At 68.5% G+C, this 1138-nt stretch carries 1 pseudogene; it reads right to left on the bottom strand.

Annotation, left to right across the window (positions count from 1 at the left end):
• Positions 1-1138: pseudogene (locus tag JCM9942_RS16475) on the bottom strand (lipoprotein N-acyltransferase Lnb domain-containing protein); the annotation flags it as partial.

Below are 1138 nucleotides of genomic sequence, written 5' to 3'. Positions count from 1 at the left end.
TCGTTGCGGCGCCACGCCGCCTGTTCCAGCATCAGTAGCGCAGCCACATGCTCGCCATCGGAACCGGGAGCCGTGTCGATCCAGCGTCGCCGCTGCCAGGGCCGGCAGCGCCAGCCACGCCTCGACGCTGGTCACCGGAAGCGGGTGGTTGCCTGCAGCCGCGCAAACACCAGCGCATAGTGCGGCGCGGCCGACTCGAAGTAATAACCGCGGCGAACCGCTTCGGCGCGATCCCCCGCCGGCGCAGGCACGGCTGCCCCGGCCCGGCGCAGTTTCTTCAGCAGGCCTGTCGGGGTGATCGAAGACAGCGGAGTGGCAGCAAAGCGCGGAACGCCCTCGTGCAACAACTTCCAGGTTTCCACCGCACAATTGTTGCTGATGAAGTAGTAGCGCCCGTCATAGCTCCAGTGCAGCCGCGCGGCCTGCCGCAACAACGCGGCCACTTCATCGCGCTGCAGCTGCAACGGCGTGGAGGACAGGCTGCGCAGCTCCACCCGGGTGTACTCGTCCACCACCCGGTTCAGCGGCAGCACGAACAGCCGTGAGGGATAGGAACCGGTCAATCCGCGCCAGCTGGAAATCTGCACATCACCGACAAAAGCACGGAAGGACAGCACCAGGTGGTACTGCAGATCCATGCGGCAGGCCGGACCGCGCGGGCGCCCCGGCGCGCAGACCACCAGCCGCAGCATGCTGTGGCCCCAGCGGCTCATCAGCACGTCGTTGCCTTCGGCCAGCAGGTAGTCCACCTCATAGACGCGCTGCGGGTCCAGCTCCAGCAGCGTACCGGTGCCTTCCTCCTCGCCGGCGCGCACGAACGGCAGGCTGCCTGCACAGGCGCCGTCCGTGACCGGCTCCAACCCGAGCGCGGCGGCGTACCACGCCTGCAATGCCGGGCGCCGGCAGGCGTAATCCGGATCCAGCAGCACATGTTCCAGGTTGACCGCGAAGAACTCCGCGGGACTGTGCCGCTCATAGGCGTCCGGGCTGCGCAGCGCGAACGCGTTGCGGCCTCGGCCCATCTTCAGCGGCTTGCGCTGCCAGCCGGCCAGGTCCAGAAACCGCGGCTGTGCCGACCAGCGCCCTGCAGGCAAACGGTCCAGGGCGTGGGCCAGCTCGTGGATCAGGGCCGCCTGTG

Origin of the sequence: Stenotrophomonas pictorum JCM 9942 (genome assembly GCF_001310775.1) — a bacterium.
Taxonomy (GTDB): Bacteria; Pseudomonadota; Gammaproteobacteria; order Xanthomonadales; family Xanthomonadaceae; genus Stenotrophomonas; species Stenotrophomonas pictorum.
Note: the sequence above shows the minus strand (reverse complement) of the source record. Positions and strands in the feature narration are given on the sequence as shown.